Here is a 16,505-nt window from a genome sequence, read left to right as displayed (position 1 = left end):
TTTGTATATTTATGTTGTATTTTTGAACACTACAAGTAACAAAAAAATTAAGATCATGACAAATCATATTTCTACCAAATGGCTCGGTAATATGGCCTTTGAAAGCACCAATCCATCAGGATTGAATCTTCGTATAGATGCAGGACCAGAGAATGGTGGGGAAGGAAACGGATACAGACCTAAAGCACTTATGTTAACGGCGTTGGCAGGATGTTCCGGATTAGATGTTGCCTCTATGATAAAGAAAATGAAATTAGAGGTTGATGAATTCCATATGGAGACCATCGCCAACCTCACCGAGGAGGATCCAAAATTCTATGATAAGGTGACCCTAGAATACCATTTTCATGGCAGTAATCTATTGGAACATAAACTACAAAGGGCCATTGATTTATCCATTGAGAAATATTGTGGTGTAATGGAGATGTTCAGAAAGTTTGCTGAACTTGAGGTCAAGACTATTTTTCACCATAAATAGGCGCTGTTAGTACTAATAGCAGCCTATTTAGGACCTAATTCATTTATTGGGAAAACCTTTTAACCTATACCAATGCTATGCGATGGACGCTAAAACCAAAACCAGAAGAATATAAAGTGATGGCGCTTGCCAATGAACTTAAAGTAGATCCGTTGGTAGCATTTTTATTGTTACAGCGTGGTATAGCTTCTTTTGAAGCAGCAAAATTATTTTTCAGACCTGAGTTGTCCCAACTGCACGACCCTTTTTTAATGAAGGATATGGATTTGGCAGTGCAGCGGATTGAAGAGGCTATTTCAGAAGGTGAAAACATCTTGGTGTATGGAGATTATGATGTGGATGGGACAACTTCGGTTGCCTTAATATCTTCTTATTTATTGCAGTACTATCCCAACGTTGCTACCTATATTCCTGATAGGTACGGAGAAGGTTATGGCGTTTCATATGCAGGGATTGATTTTGCGGAGGATAATGGGTTTACGTTAATCATTGCCTTGGATTGTGGGATCAAGGCCGTGGATAAAGTAGCTTATGCCAAAGAAAAGGGCATTGATTTTATCATCTGTGACCACCACCGGCCAGGAGATATATTACCTAATGCCATTGCAGTTTTAGACCCTAAACGCAATGACTGCAATTACCCTTACGATGAACTTTGCGGTTGCGGGGTAGGATTTAAGTTGATTCAGGCTCTAGGATCTAGGAAAGGGGAAACCATTGAAGACGTTATTCCTTTTTTAGATCTTGTGGCCACGGCTATAGGGGCAGATATAGTTCCTATTACAGGAGAGAACCGAGTGCTGGCTTATTTTGGTATGCAGGTCATTAATTCTAGTCCTAGAGCTGGTTTTAGGGCTATTATGCAACAAACAAAAAAACAGGAATTTACTATTACCGATGTGGTCTTTATCATCGCCCCTCGTATCAATGCAGCTGGAAGGATGGAACATGGGCAACACGCGGTTAATTTATTGAAGGAAACAGATTTGTTCCAAGCAGAAAAATTGGCTGCCGGGATAGAGAAATTTAATGCGGATAGACGGGAATTGGATCAGGAAATTACCCAAGAGGCCTTGTTGCAGATCCAACAAAATAAGGAGGAAGAAAGATATACTTCTGTAGTTTATAAGGATACTTGGCATAAGGGGGTCATTGGTATTGTGGCTTCCAGACTTACGGAAACCTATTATAGACCAACCTTGGTATTTACAAAAAGCGGCGACAAATTGGCCGCTTCGGCACGATCCGTTAAGGGATTTGATGTGTATAATGCGCTAGAAGATTGTGCAGATTGTATTGAACAGTTCGGAGGACATAAATACGCAGCCGGACTTACCCTTTTGGAAGAACAATACTCTGCCTTTAAAGCAAAGTTCGAAAAAGTGGTTTCAGAGACCATAGACGTTAACTTACTAACGCCAGAAATAGTGATAGATTCCCAAATTGATCTGGTAGATATTTCCCCTAAATTGATGCGGATATTGAAACAATTTGCTCCATTTGGACCAGAGAATTTAGCACCCGTATTCATGACAGATCATTTAAAGGATACTGGATATGCAAAAGGGGTAGGACAGGATGAAAAACACCTTAAACTAACTGCATCCCAATATGGTAATGGTGCTATTGGGGGTATAGGTTTTAGTTTAGGGGAGAAATTACACTTAGTTGCCAATCAACAATCCTTTAGTGCAGTATATTCCTTAGATGAAAATGAGTGGCAGGGCAATGTGAGCTTACAATTGAAGCTTAGGGACCTACGCTAGAAAAATGTCATCATAATTATCAATAATAAAAAGTTGATAATTGAAAGTTATTAAAAAAATAGAATATTTTTAAAAAAAACGGACCCAGACACTTCTGTCCAGGTCCTAAAACTAAACTAACTCAAACTTAAACCAACACATTTTTTAATTATTCCAATGTCGAAGATTACGCTTATAGGAATAATTACTTTTTAAGTGAGAAAATCCCCTAAACAACACCCTAGAGTGTTTCAATTATGTGGTTTAAATAAACTTATATAAAGATAAGTTGTTTTTAATGAATCTAAATAAGGTTTAATATAATTATAACACTTTCAGGGAGATAAAGTATCGACACATGCTATATTCCAATTCATTCGGAGATGAAATTATTCTTTACTGTCAAAAAGAAGAAGCCATTTCAGCCAATATTTGTTGAGAAGAATATGGAGGATTAACTAATTTTCTTTTGGTGTATACGTCTCTAAGGTTAGGGTCTGTCCGTCAAAAACGCCATAGGTGAAATATTGTATCCAATCGCCTAGGTTAATATAGTTCGATTGATCATTTAGTGCAATATGTAACGGTAGATGCCTATGGCCAAAAACAAAATAATCGTAATGGTCTTCTTCCAACTTTCTTTTGGCATATTGCACAAGCCACTCCTTTTCCGCTCCTAAAAATTTAGCATCATCGTCCCCAGAAATGAGTTTATTTTTCACGGATAGATATTTCCCCAATTTCACCCCCAAATCAGGATGTAGCCAATTGAAGACCCATTTAGAAACGGGATGTTTAAAAACTTTTTTCATTCTCTTAAACCCCTTGTCTTTGGGACCCAGACCATCACCATGCCCAATAAAAAACGTAGTATCGTTCAATTTAAATTGTTGGGGCTTATGGAAAACAGGGATGTTTAATTCTTCCTCAAAATAACCGTGCATCCAAAGATCGTGGTTGCCTACAAAAAAATAGATTGGAATTCCGGCATCTGTGATTTCTGCCAATTTTCCAAGCGTCCGGGTAAAGCCTTTAGGAACCACGGTCTTATATTCAAACCAAAAATCGAAAAGATCACCCAATAAAAAGATTGCAGCGGCATCTTTTTTCACATGGTCTAACCATGCAACAAATGTTTTTTCCCTCGGGAGACTAGCTTCCATAGTAGGCGCTCCCAAATGATTATCACTTGAGAAATAAACTTTCTTGCCCTTTGGAATTGTTATCTTCTCCATGGGCTTCATTAAAGGTTTTCACTGGCATACCACTCCGCAAAGGAAGACTCGGTTTCTTGTAGTTTTAAGGAATGCAAGAGGATATTTTTTGGCAGTCGCATCTTTATCTTATCCGCAAAATCCAAAACCATATTTTCACTGGTAGGCTGGTATTCCGCCAAAATTACATTATGGCCCCTTTTCATGAGTTCTTTGGCTAATTCTACATGAGGTGTATTTTTGTTAAAAACAGTAGCATGGTCAAATTGATCCACAATTTCTTCTTTTACAATCTTCTTTAAATCAGTAAAATCTATGACCATCCCCAATTTAACATGGGAGGTGTCTGTAATAGGCTTGCCAATGACTGTCACAGACAATTTATAACTATGTCCGTGAACGTTTCTGCACTTGCCATCATAGCCAAAAAGTGCGTGGCCTGTTTCGAAACTGAATTGCTTAGTAATCCTGATATTGCCCATATTGTTTATTTGCACTACAAAAGTATGGATTCTTGCAAAACCAAACGCTTTAGTTGTCCATCAAAAAGAATTTCCTTGAAAATTATTGATACCAATGATCTTTAAATGATGCTTCTATGAATGGCAAAATAGACGTTCTTTGTCTTTAAGCGATAGCTTTTGTAAATTGTTTTGGGCGATATATTTAGAATGAAGGTTTAAAGCATTAATAAATTACATTTGCGGGTTTTTTTAAAATATTGGATATGGAACTTTTTGAACATTCGGATTTTAAAGAGATCCCGCTTTATGAAGGGGTCATTAATGACCTATTGGCCCAAAAGTACAGCATTGTAGATGATTTCTTTTCCCCTGGGGAGATCTTGACCTTACGAAACAGTCTATTGTCCAAGTTTGAAGAAGATCAATTTAAGAAGGCAGCCATTGGGAGTGGAAGCAAGGAATTGATTGTAAAGTATATTCGGGGAGATTTTATACTTTGGATGGATGAAAAAGAACAGGAAGAGGCAGAAAAACTATTCTTCGCCAAAATAAACGAATTTGCCAATTATCTGAATCAAACCTGCTTTCTGGGAATCCTCCATAAAGAGTTTCATTACGCACTTTATCCGGAAGGTACCTTCTATAAGCGACATTTGGATACATTTCAAAATGACGATAGGCGCAAATTATCCATCGCACTTTACCTGAACGAACCTAATTGGCAACCTGAGTATGGGGGGAATCTAGCGATTTATATCCAAGAGGATGATGAAGAAAAGACCTTAGAGATATTGCCAATACAGGGGCGTATGGTCATCTTTGAGAGCCAAGAATTGGAGCACGAGGTGAAAACAGCCAATCAAAACAGATTGAGTATCACAGGATGGCTAAAGACCAGATAGTATTTATCTTTTAAATTTTTTTTGGTTTCTTACTCTGTTGACGAAATAAACTACCACTAAAATTAAGGCTAGGATCGGAAAAATGAAATTTCCGTTTAAGAATGATAATATATCCATACTATTGAATATGTATTGAGGTTGTTATTGCTTTTTTAGGAAGAGTGCTACAACGGCGGAGGTAACCACGCCCATGGTAAGGGCTCCGAAAGTTCCTTGTATCATATAGCTTTTAAGGTTAAAATAATTTTCGGCTCCCGCTTGGGTCATTTTCCCGGTCTCTACCATATAGCTGATGATATTAGGAAAAAAATCTGGGGCTATCCACATGCTGCCAATATACTGTGTTAATGGGGTTAGAATAGCCACCACGATACTGATAATGATGCCGCCTATAAAGCCTTGTTTCCAGGACATTTTACCCCCTAAATCCTTCTTTCTCTTTTCTTTTAGCGCTAGAACAAAGATTGCAATGGCCACAATGGCAAATAAATTGGTATAGATAAGCTGCTGGGCAATCAACTCATCATGCCAGCCCATGACTTTCTCAAAATACACCCAAACCAAGGAAGAAATGGCAAAAATAATACCCCATTTGATTTCTAAACTGTACTTTTTCACGGCTATAATTATGCTGTAAATATAAAAATTTATTTCTTGAATTTATCCAATGCTTGTTTGGTGAAATTAGAGAGTACTAATTTCCCAGAAAGCTCTGCCCTTTCCATTAACAAAGTATCCCAATGGGCAGTTCCTTCCCAAAGTATACTTTTCATGTCCATTAGGGCTTGTGGGTTATACGATGCCAAGTTTTCGGTAAATAGTTGCAACCCCTTGTCCATTTCCCTGCTGTTGGTAAATACCTTGGCAAAAAGGCCTTTTTCTTTACCCCAATAGGCATTCATCCATTCAGATGGTGCCAAAGAAAGTTCCGCCAGTCCGGCAATGCCTATTTTTCGTTCCACGGCAGGTGCAATAACAAAAGGACCGATACCTATAGCGAGTTCGGATAATCTAATTGCTGCATCTTCCACGGCAAAAGCATAATCACAGGCGGCAATTAGTCCAACACCACCTCCCACGGCCTTGCCCTGTACGCGTCCAACTATCAATTTCTTACAGGTACGCATGGCGTTGATTACATTGGCAAACCCGCTAAAAAATGCTTTTCCCTCTTCTAAATTGGAAACCGCCACTAGTTCATCAAACGAAGCACCGGCACAAAAGGCACGGTCCCCTTCTGATTTAAGGACGATTACGGAAACTTCTTCCTTGTTGGATAGTTCCTTCAATTCATCGGCAAGTCTTGCCAATAGTTCGGAAACAAACGAATTACTTGCAGGATGACCAAATTCTACGGTAGCGATTCTGTTTTCTATAAAAGTATATAAACTTCCATTTGTTCTTGTGGTACTCATAGTTATCATTTAGTCTATCCCAAAATTAGGTGTTTTGCAAGAGGGGGCGAAATTTCCTTCTAAATTTCCATACCAGAGCACCGCCCCGTATCGCCATCCAAACTAAGAATGCAATCCAAATACCACTAAACCCCCACCCAAAATATTTGGTTAGAAACAAGACCGGTACAAACCCTAAAAAGGTAGCAGACAATAATACATTTCTCAAGTACTTCATTTCTCCCATTCCTTTGAACATGCCATCTAGGACAAAAGCAATTGTATTAATCGGGAGGCTTAATATCAGGATAAAAAAGACCCCATAAAAAGTATTCAAAACAATAGTTTCGTTGGAGAAGAGTCTTCCAATTGGATAGTAAAAAACAAAAGCCAAAATGATCAAGACAATACTTACGGCCATGCCGTATAGTGTAATTTTTTTTGCCAATTTCCAAAGTCCGTTGTAATCTTTGGCACCCAACAACTTTCCGCCCATAATATTTCCAGCCGCCCCATAGCCATCAATAAAAAAGGAGGAGAACAGCCATAGGTTGATTGCTATGGTGTGTGCCCCAATGTAGCGGTCCCCGAGGGCGGCCGCCTCCCGAACAGCCAATATCAAAGCCGTGTTCAAGGCCAGTGCCCGGACAAATAAATTTAAACTCATCACCACTAATTTACCTAGTTCTGGATGCAAGGGAAAACGGAGCTTAAGACTAATATCGGTTTTGACAATCAAGAAAATAAAGGCCATGAATGCCATAACCCCTTGGGAAATTAAACTGGCATAGGCGGCTCCTTCCAAATACATGGGAGAGATGAACCCTTCCAAACCATAGACCAGTAAAAAGTCCAAAAATATGTTTAGTACCGCGCCAGTAATGGCTATGAGCATCGTCCAATAGGTGTTCTGAAGACCACGGAAAATTCCAAAAATAGCAAAAGTGAAGAGGGTCAGAGGAAAGCCCCACACCCTAATGGCATAGTATTTTACACAGTAATCTAAAATCTTCCCAGTGGCATTCAATAGGCGAAATATTTCCTCAATTACGAAAATGGTAGATAGTAGGATAACCAAACTAAGGGCAATATTCAAAAAAATTGCTTGAGCGGGCAATGACTTTACCTCTTCCAACCTTCCTGCACCCAAATATTGGGAAATAATTGCAGAGATGGCACTTCTTGTTTGTCCAAGAACCCAGATGAGCATGGATAGAAAGGAGCCTACGATACCCGCCGCCGCCAAGGATTCTAATCCATCAACAGGGATATTCCCTACAATGGCAGTATCCGTAATGGATAATATGGGTTCTGCTATTCCTGCAATGGTAGCGGGAATGGCGAGGTTGTTTATGGTCCTAAAATTGACGGCAGTTTTCAAATAAAAATGGGATTAAAGCACCAGTTCATAGCAATGAAAATGGTCAATGCTTTGTTTTGGGAAATAGATATCGCCCAGCTTTTGATAGCCTCTTATTTCATAAAAGAGCTGGTTGCGTTTGTTCTGGCTAAAGGTGTCCAATCGTATGGAGGCATACTTGTTTGCCCGACCTTGATTTTCGGCATAAGACATTAGCTGTTGGGCGTATCCTTTTTTTTGATGATCCGGATGCACTGCCAATCGATGGATATATAAATTATTATAGGATGGTGTTAGCCATTTGACGGGGATGTATTCCTGGTCCATATGGGTAGAAATAACAATGGTCCCCACAGGTTTTTCATCAATTTCCATGACATAGAGTTCTTTTCTTTGGATGTCATTTTCAAAAATGCTTATGGTAGGATAGGAAGGGCTCCATTGAAAAATATTGTTTTTGATCAATTGCGCTGCACATGCTTTTGTGATTGCAATTATGTCGGTCATTTCTCCTAACTTTGCGGGTCGGATCATGTGTAGATTTTAATTTAATTGTAAATTTAACTTATAAATTCGAAAAACCTTATTATGAAAAATATTTTGGTTCCTATAGGGACTTCTCCTGAAGCCCACGAAACATTGCAATATGCAGTTGACTTTGCCACTGAATTTTCCTCGAAGGTTTTTGTAATGGAGGTATTTAATGTGAAGGGTACCGGCGCCGGGACACTGGCCAACCTTCAAGAAAAAGTGGCCGAAAGTAGCAGGGAGCATTTGAAGAAGGTCATAGACAAGGTAGATGCTAAAGGTGTGGAAATTAAAATTGCCACCTATAATGGGGATTTAATAGACGGGTTGGTATCCATTGATGAGGAGTTGGGAATCGATTTGATAATTATCTCTCCTAGAAGCAACGATATAAAGGAAGAACTCTATTTGGGTAATACGTCTGGAAGGGTAGTAAAAAGAACGGATATCCCTACCTTGATCGTACCCAAAGGGACTGTTTTCAAGCCCTTTAAATCGATATTGACGGCATTTAAATCGGGCATTTTAAAAAGAAAACGAATTTTGGATCCGTTAGTGGGCATCCAAAAAAAGTTTGGTTCCAAGGTGAACTTATTAATGGTAAAAACCCCAGGATACACTGATGATGATCTTAAGATTAACACGGCCCTAATGGATATAAGCTCACAACTTACACTTACAGAAAACTCCACTACCTATATGGGGGTTTTAGAGCATTTTAGATCCCAACACCCGGATTTGCTTTGTGTATTCAGAAGAAAACGTGGATTTTTCAAGAATTTGTGGGAAAAAAATACGATTCCTAAGTCAGAATTTTATGCTCCAGTACCTGTATTGGTGCTAAGTGTGAAAAAAGATTAGTAAGGGTTGTTTTTTGTTGGAGATGCATTTTGATACCATGTGAAAAAGTATTTTCTTTGCCGCAGCCAAAAAGGGGGATTAGCTCAGCTGGCTAGAGCGCTTGCCTGGCAGGCAAGAGGTCACCGGTTCGACTCCGGTATTCTCCACTAGTAAATACGGGCCTTCACAGATGTGAGGGCTTTTTCATTTTTAGCAATGCACAGTTTGTGCACACTTTTGAAAACTCCTTCCTTTTGAGGTAAAATTTAACATTAATTGGTCTTATTTGTATTGAAAGAACTCATTTAAGTTTATTTAGCGTGGTATTTCCTACTTTTAGGATTGTTAAAATACATACTAATTAATGGCTTTATTTCAAACTTCCTTACTTAAAAATTACCTCAAGAAATTAGATGAATAACAGTTAGTTAGGCTATTGATGGTTTGGAATTCTTTTTTTTGCTTATAGCTGGTTTGGATTGAAAGATAAAATAAAACTTAAAAGCAAAAGTTTTGATAATGGGCTTAATAAATCTGTGTAAAAAGGAATGTTTTTTAATTTTTGTTGTGTCATAAACACAGCCCTAAGAAAGAAATTTATTTTTTTATAATTTTCGTATTAGAGCTTATTTACGATACTTGGAAACGGAAAATGATTTGTAATTGCAAAGGGATGCTTAGTGAGCTTAAAGCTTCAAAACCACTGTTTTCAATTTAAGATAAACAGTGCTTCACCATAGGAAGCCCCTTATTGAGTTCGGGGTTTTTTAAAATTTATTCTATATTTACGAGTAGCCAAACTTTTATTTTTACTTCTCTCCAAAAAGTTTTGATGAGGAAATGTTTGTCAAAATAGTGTCGATTTAATGTGCTAAAATGAAAAAGCGCAAACTTAGATTCTGGGGAATCTGGAATTTGAGTTTTGTTTTTTTTTGGTATAAGGATTTAAAGTTGATGACATTCCAATTTTAAAGTAAATCTCTCCGATAATCGCCATTATACACGGCATCATTTGAGAGCTATTTAAGCGAATGAGCAGGGCGAACTTAGAAAAAGCAAACCGTTAAATTAGATTTATTTTTCAACTGAATTAAGCTCCAGATTATAGAAAATAACGTCATTAATTAATGTATATTGAGAACGGAAAAATTCATATAGCACAACTAAACCGAATTATATTATGTTAAGACAACATCGCGTAATAATAGAAAACATAGCGCCTCAACTAGAATCTGGCAGTTTTTTTATCAAAAGGGTCGTAGGGGAAACGGTCACCGTTACAGCGGACGTGCTCCCTGATGGACATGATGTTATTCAGGTGGAAGTTTTATGCAGACATGAAAAGGATAAAAACACCTCAACTATTCATATGAGGCACCTTGGGAGCGATTTGTACTCTGCTTCCTTTACAGTTGACAAACAAGGATTTTATGAATATAGCGTAAGAGGATGGGTAGATTATGCCTTAAACTGGCAGCACGGTATTGAAGCTAAGTTAAAAGATGGGCAATATGTAAAAAGTGAGCTTTTAGATGGGATACAATATATTACCTACATTTCAAAAATGGTATCTTCCAGTGAGAAGGAAGAGGTGATCCAATGGATCAAGGAGTTTGAGGATGAGCATGCCTATGAAAGCGCAATAAAAACGGCTACTTCTAGAAAACTATCCCGAATGTTCCTTGAACATCCACAACGGTTATTTGTAAATACAAGTAAAACCTTACAGGTGTATGTAGATCGCAAAAAGGCAAATTTTAGTACCTGGTACGAATTTTTCCCTCGTTCAGCAGCATCGGAGATAGGAAAACACGGGACTTTCAAGGATTGTGAACGCCTATTGCCACGAATAGCAGGGATGGGATTTGACACCCTTTATTTTCCGCCTATTCATCCCATTGGCGAAAAAAACCGAAAGGGGAAGAACAATGCAACAAATGCCAAAGAAGGTGATTCCGGGGTGCCCTGGGCTATAGGATCCCATTTGGGAGGGCATAAGTCCATTCATCCAGAATTAGGGACAGAGGGTGATTTTAAGCATTTAATACAAAGGGCAAAAGATCATGGGATCGAAATAGCCATGGACCTGGCCTTTCAGGCGGCACCTGACCACCCTTACATTACGGACCACCCTGAGTGGTTTAGAAAAAGGCCTGACGGCACGATGCAATATGCCGAAAATCCGCCCAAAAAATATCAGGATATTGTCAATTTTTATTTTGAAACCAAAGCGTATAAAGAATTATGGGAAGAGTTGCTCAGCGTGGCACTGCATTGGGTCAATTGCGGGGTGACCATATTTAGGGTAGATAATCCCCATACAAAACCTTATTATTTTTGGGCATGGTTAATTAATGAGGTTAAAAAGAAACATCCTGAGGTGCTGTTCCTTGCTGAGGCATTTTCTAGACCAAAGGTAATGCAACAATTGGCCAAACAGGGTTTCTCACAATCCTATAGTTATTTTACTTGGAGGGTAGACAAAGGGGAGCTTATGGCATATTTAACCGAGCTCACACAGTCGGAAATGAAGGAATATTATCGACCTAATTTTTGGCCAAACACCCCAGATATAAACCCCTATCACCTTCAGGGCTCCAATGAGACAATGCATCTTATTAGATATGTTTTGGCGGGGACACTATGCGGTAATTTAGGGATTTATGGCCCGGTGTTTGAATATATGGTCTCAGACGCCATGCCAGGGAAAGAAGAATACCTAAATTGTGAAAAGTATGAGATTAGGCATTGGGATTGGACCATTGAAAATAAAATCACCTATCTGATCACAAAAATAAATGAGGCTCGTAAGAAGCATGCCTCCCTACAGCAGACCAATAATATTCAATTTTGTCATATAGAGAACAATAATTTGATTGCCTTTTATAAATGGAGCGATGATAGATCGGATGAGACTTTAACAGTTATTAGTCTAGATTCCCATCATGCTCAGCAAGGATTTGTACAGCTGCCGTTGTCATCTTTGGGATTTAATGCGGGGCATTCATTTTCCTTGAGGGATGCCATAACAGGAAATAGTTATAATTGGAGCACAGAGTGGAACTATGTAGAATTAAATCCTGCCTTACCATTTCATGTGTTTCATATAAATAAGTAAATAATGGGAAAAGCAAAGAAAGATACAATAGCACAACCCCCATATACTTTTGATACCCCATGGGAATCCTTAATGGAGGATGAAAGATTTACCAAGGCCTTTTTGTCAGATGTGCTGGAGAACTATATTGTGAAGCAGCGTTGGTATGGAGGTAAGTCCAGCAAGTTGAAATATATTGAACTTCAGAAATATTTTAGGATACAACAAAACGAAGAGGTCTATTATGGGTTGTTGTTAGAGGTCAATTTTGAAGAAGCTTTTTTTCAACATTATTTTTTACCTATTGCCTTTATTTCTGATGGCAGTTTTGATGAGAAGGAACGGATTTTGCCATTGTCCATAAAGAATCAGGAAGGATTTATCGTTGATGCCCTTAATCTTGAAGCGTTTAGAAAACTTGTTTTTGAGCGAATAGTAAATTCTGTTCCCAACGATACAACAAAGGTGAGGTACCACAAAAGCGTCAATTTCCACGACACCGAATATGTGTCTTCACGATTCATGGGAATGGAACAGAGTAATACCTCCATTATAATTAATGATAAATCTGTCATCAAATTCTTTAGACGTATTTATTCGGATAAAAATCCGGACTATGAAATGAGCTGTTTTCTTTCTGAGCATAAGGGATATAAGAACACCCCTGCTTACCAAGGGAGTATTAATGTGGTAGAAGATGACTTTAACATTACTGTGGCGCTTATGCAGGAATTGGTTCCCAATCAGGGAGATGCCTGGGACTATATGCTAAAAGAGGTTAAGAAGATCTATGGCAATCTCGAATATAAAAATATTAATATCACTAATTTACCCGAAGTACCCATTTTTGCCAGTCTTGCAATCAACGATGTACCGCATCAGATAATTGATTGGGCCGGACTCAACATCTTCCTTAAACTTCAAGTATTGGCCAAGCGTACAGCAGAAATGCACATTGCCTTGGGTTCTGAATTTGGAGACACTGCATTTACGCCAACCCACTTTAATGGAGACTATGAGGTATGGCTTAAGAATAGATTACTCTATCAATTCCAGAACCGATTGAATATTGTGGAGAACAACATGCATCGTTTAAAGGGCCTTTCTTTAGATCTTGGAAAGGAATTTTTAGAGCGGAAGAACGAAATACGAAAGCGGTTTGTCAATTTTGATTGGACTAAACTTAAGGGAGAACGTATACGAATTCACGGAGATTATCATTTAGGACAGATTTTAGTGAAAGATGATGATTTTTACTTATTGGATTTTGAAGGGGAGCCGGAAAGCACCATTAGAGACCGAAAGGTGAAACAACCTCCATTAAAGGATGTGGCAGGAATCTTCCGTTCCTTTCATTATGCTATATATTCAACTATATTTAGCCATGGAGAAGAATTCCCTTATAGTCAAGAAGAATTGATCAAGGCTGGGGAAATCTTGTATCGCTATTTTATAGGGGTATTTATGGGTAGTTACGTTGGATTGGTAAGGGAACATAATCTGAACATTGGGTACTCCCAAGAGCGTATCTTTATATTGAAGTACTGTATGTTAGAGAAAGCTGTTTACGAATTGGGATATGAAATGAATTCAAGGCCCCAATGGGCGGTAATTCCCCTGCAAGGGATATTGAGTATAATTAACGAGTCAAATTAGAAGAATACATGGGAAAAGTCATATCGCATAGTTTATTTTCAGAGTTCGATATAAACTTGTTCAAGGCAGGAAAACACTATAGGTTATACGATAAGTTAGGGTCGCATCCCATTGAGGTAAATGGAGAAAAGGGCACTTATTTTGCCGTTTGGGCACCTACGGCTAAATCTGTCTCGGTGGTAGGAAATTTCAATTATTGGCTTGAAGGTGACCATAAATTAAATGTGCGTTGGGATGGCAGTGGGATTTGGGAAGGTTTTGTACCAGGTGTTGGCCAGGGTACTGTTTATAAATACAAAATCCAATCCCATAACTATGATATGAAAACGGAAAAGGCAGATCCCTTTGCAAGATCATGTGAGCACCCTCCGAAAACCGCTTCCGTGGTTTGGGAGGACAGCTATAAATGGGAAGATACTGCTTGGATGGGTTATAGAGCTGACAAAAATGGACTGGATAGACCTTATGCCGTTTACGAGGTACATTTGGGATCTTGGAAAAAGAAAAATGACAAGGAATTTTTATCCTATTCCGAAATGGCCGAAGAGTTAGTGGCCTATGTGAAGGAAATGGGTTTTACACATGTAGAATTCATGCCTATCATGGAATTCCCATATGATCCATCATGGGGTTACCAACTTACTGGATATTTTGCCCCAACAAGCCGTTTTGGAAGTCCAGAAGAATTTAAATTATTGGTGGATAAAATGCACCAAAACGATATTGGGGTCATTTTGGATTGGGTACCCTCCCATTTCCCTGAAGATGCTCACGGACTTGGCTTTTTTGACGGTTCCCACTTATACGAACACCCGGATAGAAGAAAGGGATACCACCAAGATTGGAAGAGCTTAATCTTTAATTACGGACGAAACGAGGTGAAAGCTTTTTTGATTAGCAACGCCCTTTATTGGCTAGACCAGTATCACGTAGACGGCCTAAGGGTAGACGCTGTGGCCTCTATGCTTTATCTGGATTACTCCAGAGAGGATGGAGAATGGGAACCCAATATGTACGGAGGGAACGAAAATTTAGATGCTATAGCCTTTATAAAGGAGCTTAATGAAGAGGTGTATAAGAGTTTTGATGGGGTGCAGACCATTGCCGAAGAATCAACAGCCTTTCCAGGCGTATCTAAACCAATACATTTAGGGGGGTTAGGGTTTGGAATGAAATGGATGATGGGATGGATGCATGATACACTGACTTACTTTAAAAACGAACCCGTCTACAGGAAGCATCATCAGGATGATATTACTTTTAGTATGACGTATGCCTTTACAGAAAATTTCATGCTTCCCTTTTCCCACGATGAGGTGGTATATGGAAAGCAGTCACTTCTATATAGAATGCCTGGTGATGAATGGCAACGCTTTGCAAACCTAAGGTTGTTATTGGGGTATATGTATACCCATCCAGGCACCAATTTGTTGTTTATGGGTGCAGAATTCGGTCAGTCTTCCGAATGGGATTTCGAGACTAGTCTGGATTGGCATCTTCTACAATATGATTTCCATTCGGGGGTGCAACAAATGGTAAAAGATTTAAATGAAGTTTATAAAAGTTATCCTGCCCTTTATGAAAAGCAGTTTAGTCCCGAAGGTTTTCAATGGATCGATTATGGGGACGACGAGCATTCAGTTTTAACCTATACCAGAAAAGGGCACGACAAAAAAAATGACCTTTTCATTGCCTGTAATTTCACCCCAATACCAAGGGAGAGTTATCATATTGGAGTCCCAAAATCTGGCAAGTTCAAAGAAATCTTTAATAGTGATGACAAAAAGTACGGGGGTAGTGGGATGGTAAATACCAATATTAAGTCATCCAATACTCCATGGAATGGCCTCCAAAAATCAGTAAGAATTAACATTCCCCCGCTTGGGATTGTAATTTTCCAATAGGATCTATAATTTATATAGCGTAATTTGTTTTATATATTTTACTATGGCCCTGTCCAATTTTTCCTTTTTTTATGGGTTTAAATGGACAGGGCTACTCTTTAGATAGTATTTTGGTTTAGTGTTAGATACTTTCCTTTAAGAAAACAATAACGCAGAACATTTTTAATTGAGCTACCATAATTATAATTTCACGTAAAAGAAAGAGACATGCAAGATTTAAAGAATAAAGTAGCTTATATCACTGGAGGTTCCAAAGGAATTGGTTTTGGAGTGGCAGAACAATTACTAAAAGCTGGAATGAAGGTTGCCATTAGTGGACGAAATTTAGAATCGGTTCAAAAAGCGGCCAAAGAATTGGGTACTGCAGACAATGTATTGGCAATAGCATCGGATGTTGCCAAACACGTGGATGAGGAATTAGCAGTAAAAGACATATTGGAGAAATGGGGCCAATTGGATGTTGTGCTGGCAAATGCGGGTGTAGGACATTTTGCACCTGTAGATGAGCTCTCAGAGAACGATTGGCATCAAATGATAAATACCAATCTCAATGGAGTCTTCCACACCTTAAAAGCAACCGTAGAAGCTCTAAAGCGCTCTAAAGGGTATTATATTACTTTGGCTAGTTTGGCGGGTACAAATTTCTTTGCTAGTGGGGCAGGGTACAATGCCACAAAATTTGGCGTGGTTGGTTTTACACAAGCTGCCATGTTAGATTTGCGTAAATACGATATAAAAGTATCCACCATAATGCCAGGGTCGGTAGCTTCTCATTTTAATGACCATAAACCATCAGAGGCAGATGCATGGAAAATTCAACCTGAAGATATAGGGGAATTGGTGTTAGACCTTCTAAAAATGAATCCGAGAACCTTGCCTAGCAAGATTGAAGTGAGACCAACAAGACCGGATTTAAAATAAGA

General features: G+C 38.7%; 14 protein-coding genes and 1 tRNA gene. 9 read left to right on the top strand and 6 right to left on the bottom strand.

Annotated elements, in window-relative coordinates; genetic code table 11:
* Positions 1-55 precede the first annotated feature (55 nt).
* Positions 56-478, top strand: coding sequence for an OsmC family protein (locus tag ABXZ36_RS02065; protein WP_354613800.1), 423 nt, complete (start codon positions 56-58; stop codon positions 476-478).
* 77 nt (positions 479-555) lie between these two features.
* Entirely contained in the window at positions 556-2,244 is a 1,689-nt protein-coding gene (recJ, locus tag ABXZ36_RS02060) for a single-stranded-DNA-specific exonuclease RecJ (RefSeq protein ID WP_354613799.1), read from the top strand.
* 437 nt (positions 2,245-2,681) lie between these two features.
* Here recJ and ABXZ36_RS02055 read toward each other — a convergent pair whose 3' ends face one another.
* Positions 2,682-3,458, bottom strand: a complete 777-nt coding sequence (locus tag ABXZ36_RS02055) for a UDP-2,3-diacylglucosamine diphosphatase (RefSeq protein ID WP_354613798.1) — start codon at positions 3,456-3,458, stop codon at positions 2,682-2,684.
* A gap of 8 nt (positions 3,459-3,466) precedes the next feature.
* Positions 3,467-3,919 carry a 6-pyruvoyl trahydropterin synthase family protein gene (locus ABXZ36_RS02050; RefSeq protein WP_354613797.1) on the bottom strand — a complete coding sequence of 151 codons (453 nt, stop codon included), beginning with the start codon at positions 3,917-3,919 and terminating at the stop codon, positions 3,467-3,469.
* Positions 3,920-4,164: 245 nt separating this feature from the next.
* Here ABXZ36_RS02050 and ABXZ36_RS02045 point away from each other — a divergent pair, with 245 nt between their 5' ends.
* Entirely contained in the window at positions 4,165-4,803 is a 639-nt protein-coding gene (locus tag ABXZ36_RS02045; RefSeq protein ID WP_354613796.1) for a 2OG-Fe(II) oxygenase, read from the top strand.
* Between the two features lie 141 nt (positions 4,804-4,944).
* On the opposite strand, the gene ABXZ36_RS02040 is transcribed toward ABXZ36_RS02045, so the two are convergent.
* From ABXZ36_RS02040 to ABXZ36_RS02025, 4 genes are read right to left on the bottom strand one after another with little or no spacing between them, the layout of a single operon-like run.
* Complete coding sequence (locus ABXZ36_RS02040) at positions 4,945-5,421, bottom strand: DUF4199 domain-containing protein (protein WP_354613795.1); 477 nt, start codon at positions 5,419-5,421, stop codon at positions 4,945-4,947.
* Between the two features lie 29 nt (positions 5,422-5,450).
* Complete coding sequence (locus tag ABXZ36_RS02035) at positions 5,451-6,218, bottom strand: enoyl-CoA hydratase/isomerase family protein (RefSeq protein ID WP_354613794.1); 768 nt, start codon at positions 6,216-6,218, stop codon at positions 5,451-5,453.
* Positions 6,219-6,243: 25 nt separating this feature from the next.
* Positions 6,244-7,578, bottom strand: a complete 1,335-nt coding sequence (locus ABXZ36_RS02030) for an MATE family efflux transporter (RefSeq protein WP_354613793.1) — start codon at positions 7,576-7,578, stop codon at positions 6,244-6,246.
* Between the two features lie 12 nt (positions 7,579-7,590).
* Entirely contained in the window at positions 7,591-8,091 is a 501-nt protein-coding gene (locus tag ABXZ36_RS02025) for a GNAT family N-acetyltransferase (RefSeq protein WP_354613792.1), read from the bottom strand.
* A 54-nt stretch (positions 8,092-8,145) separates the two neighbouring features.
* Here ABXZ36_RS02025 and ABXZ36_RS02020 point away from each other — a divergent pair, with 54 nt between their 5' ends.
* From ABXZ36_RS02020 to ABXZ36_RS01995, 6 genes are all read left to right on the top strand, one after another.
* Positions 8,146-8,946, top strand: a complete 801-nt coding sequence (locus tag ABXZ36_RS02020) for a universal stress protein (protein ID WP_354613791.1) — start codon at positions 8,146-8,148, stop codon at positions 8,944-8,946.
* A 72-nt stretch (positions 8,947-9,018) separates the two neighbouring features.
* Positions 9,019-9,092 (top strand) — tRNA-Ala (locus tag ABXZ36_RS02015).
* Between the two features lie 1,013 nt (positions 9,093-10,105).
* Positions 10,106-12,043: an alpha-1,4-glucan--maltose-1-phosphate maltosyltransferase gene (locus tag ABXZ36_RS02010; protein ID WP_354613789.1), complete on the top strand. Its 1,938-nt coding sequence runs from the start codon at positions 10,106-10,108 to the stop codon at positions 12,041-12,043.
* 3 nt (positions 12,044-12,046) lie between these two features.
* Entirely contained in the window at positions 12,047-13,678 is a 1,632-nt protein-coding gene (locus ABXZ36_RS02005) for a trehalose synthase (protein WP_354613788.1), read from the top strand.
* An 8-nt stretch (positions 13,679-13,686) separates the two neighbouring features.
* Positions 13,687-15,582, top strand: coding sequence for a 1,4-alpha-glucan branching protein GlgB (gene glgB, locus ABXZ36_RS02000; RefSeq protein WP_354613786.1), 1,896 nt, complete (start codon positions 13,687-13,689; stop codon positions 15,580-15,582).
* 207 nt (positions 15,583-15,789) lie between these two features.
* Complete coding sequence (locus ABXZ36_RS01995; protein WP_354613785.1) at positions 15,790-16,503, top strand: SDR family oxidoreductase; 714 nt, start codon at positions 15,790-15,792, stop codon at positions 16,501-16,503.
* The last annotated feature ends 2 nt before the right edge of the window (positions 16,504-16,505 follow it).

Source organism: Sediminicola arcticus (assembly GCF_040566695.1).
Lineage (GTDB): Bacteria > Bacteroidota > Bacteroidia > Flavobacteriales > Flavobacteriaceae > Sediminicola > Sediminicola arcticus.
Note: the sequence above shows the minus strand (reverse complement) of the source record. Positions and strands in the feature narration are given on the sequence as shown.